This window comes from Algibacter sp. (assembly GCF_049667265.1).
Taxonomy (GTDB): Bacteria; Bacteroidota; Bacteroidia; order Flavobacteriales; family Flavobacteriaceae; genus Algibacter_B.
Window position 1 is genome coordinate 1 of sequence record NZ_JBATHX010000431.1, and the last position, 2,362, is coordinate 2,362.

At 35.8% G+C, this 2,362-nt stretch carries 2 protein-coding genes; both read right to left on the reverse strand.

Annotation, left to right across the window (positions count from 1 at the left end; all coding sequences use genetic code 11):
- A partial coding sequence (locus WBN21_RS15035) for a glycosyl hydrolase (protein WP_424201699.1) occupies nt 1-1,512 on the reverse strand: 1,512 nt, incomplete at its 3' end.
- 11 nt (nt 1,513-1,523) lie between these two features.
- Nucleotides 1,524-2,362: glycosylhydrolase-like jelly roll fold domain-containing protein (locus tag WBN21_RS15040; RefSeq protein ID WP_424201701.1), on the reverse strand; the 839-nt coding region annotated here is incomplete at its 5' end.

Sequence of the window (2,362 nt, forward strand, 5' to 3'; positions counted from 1 at the left end):
ATAATCCATATAGGCTTTACCTTGGGTCCACCAGGTATTTAATCTGTTAAAATCCGTTCCGTGATAACTCAACGCTAAACCAGGAGCAACATCCCAAGGTTGGTGCACGTAGGTATGAAAAATAAATCGGGTAATCCCTTCTGCCCAAGCTCTATCTCCAATAGATTTTAATTGTGCAGGATGCTCATCCCAACCACCAATTCCTGTAAATGACTCTGCTCCAACAATGGCACTACCATTTAAGTGCGCAATAGAAGATACAAATTTAGAAGAATCGAAAAACGGATAACCCCCACTCCAAAACTCACACATTACAATGTCTCCTGTGGCACCTACTTGCATATTATCAAAAGGACCCCAATAAGGTTCTACGGAAAATTTCATTCCATTTTTATGACATAACTCCCCAAAATGTGCGTAATAATTCTCGGCTATTAAGTCGCCGATGGTTCTTCTAAAATCCCATAAAAAGCGCTCTGAGGTTTCACCACTTTCTACATAGTAACCGGCTAAAGTTGGCAAATACGACAGCAAGTTGTAACCTCTTAGCTTTTCGAATTCAGTATCAAAACCAGCAGTCCAATTGGTAGTTTCTACTTCATAACTATCAATTAAACAATTGTTTACCGTTGTTCCGATTAAATTGCCAAGTTTATCAATAATAGGTTGTACACCACCTGCCCAATACGCATCTAATGCTTTTTTACTCATTTTATCTACTTCTAGACCTCTACCACCGTCTGGAGCAGGACGATTTTGTGTTCCAATTGGTGTATGCCCAATTCTTAATACAATCCACTCGCCTTTGGGTAATTGCCATTCTAAAAGTCCATCTTTAGAGACTTTATCTGATAAATTAATAACAGTTTTTTTTGAAATGGTTGCATTTTCTGGAATTTCTTGAGTGTCTGGTAGAAGATGGTTACGAACTCGTTCTGATAATATTTTATAATCTAATCCATCAATCTTTTTAATTTCTTTTGGTTTTGGAAACGCCAAAACTGCAATATCTTTATAATAATCAAATTTAGTTTCAGGTTTTGGCAATTGGTTATTATAGGTTTGATTACCTTGAACTGTTACTTCACTAAATACCACAGTTTGCATTGCATTTTCTGGCGTTACCCAAGGGCCACCGCTTGACGACCAACCTGCACTATTATGAAACGCCAATTCTAAGCCCAAACGTTTGGCTTCTTCTGCTGAGAATTTAAACAAATCTAACCAGTCTTCGCTTAAATATTTTACGGGACCTTGTGGAAACTCCAAGTGTACATTAAACAATTGTGCCTCTTGAATGCCTACTTGCTTCATGGCTTCTAAATCTTTTGTTATTCCAGATTTAGATACATTTCCGCTTATCCAATGCCACCAAGTTCTAGCCTTTGCTTCGTTTGGCGGATTATGAAAACCTTCTTCTAGCGTTATACTTTTACTTACGCTTTTATTTTCAGCACAATTACTGAAGCACAAACACAGAAGTGTAAACGCAATGATATATACCTTTTTCATTATTTGTCTGGTTATTTTTTTATAATTTTTGACACAGAAATGGTAATAGGACCTAACAATCCAGAAGGTAATAATGGATCGGTTGCTTTTTGAAATCCGTAGGCACTAAAGGTTTTTCGAGGACCTTCAGGTAATGGCTCATTATTTCTAAACCATTCTGGCATTTTATTAAACTTGCCTCTAAAGTTTTCGTCGCCAAAACCAGGTTGCCCTCTTCTAATATCATAACCAGTTTGATTGGGTAATTTTTCATCCCCAATTAAACGGTTTGTCCATTGGTTAGTTAATTGGATTTCTAAAGTATTTGTTCCTTTCTTCAATGCAGAAGTCACATCTAAAGTGTACGGTGCTAACCAACTTATGCCTATATCTTTTCCATTCAAAATCACTTTTGCAATAACATTCACTTTGCCCAAATTGAGTTGAAATTGTCTATCAGACTTCAAAAACCTTTTTTCAATATTGAATGTTGTTTTGTAAATAGCGGTTCCAGAATAATGTTTAATTTCCTCTGTGCTGTGTGTTGTCCAATCAAACAAGGAATCGGTTTTTATGGTTGCTTTATAAAAATCTTCTTCTCTAAAATCAATTTGCCAATTTCCTTTTATTTCAACAGGATTTGGAATATCTTTTACTTTTATTTTCCAATTTTCTGAATTATTTACCAAACTTGTATAGCCTCCGTTTTTAAATACCTGCATTACAAGATTAGTCTTTTCATCTACTGAAAATGAAGGTTTTGGCAAATCACTTCGGTCTTTATAAGCTACTTTTGGAGAGTTGGCTGAAGAATCTCTAAAAACAACAAACACAGATTCTTGTGGTTCCATAGGGATAGAAACATTTGTAC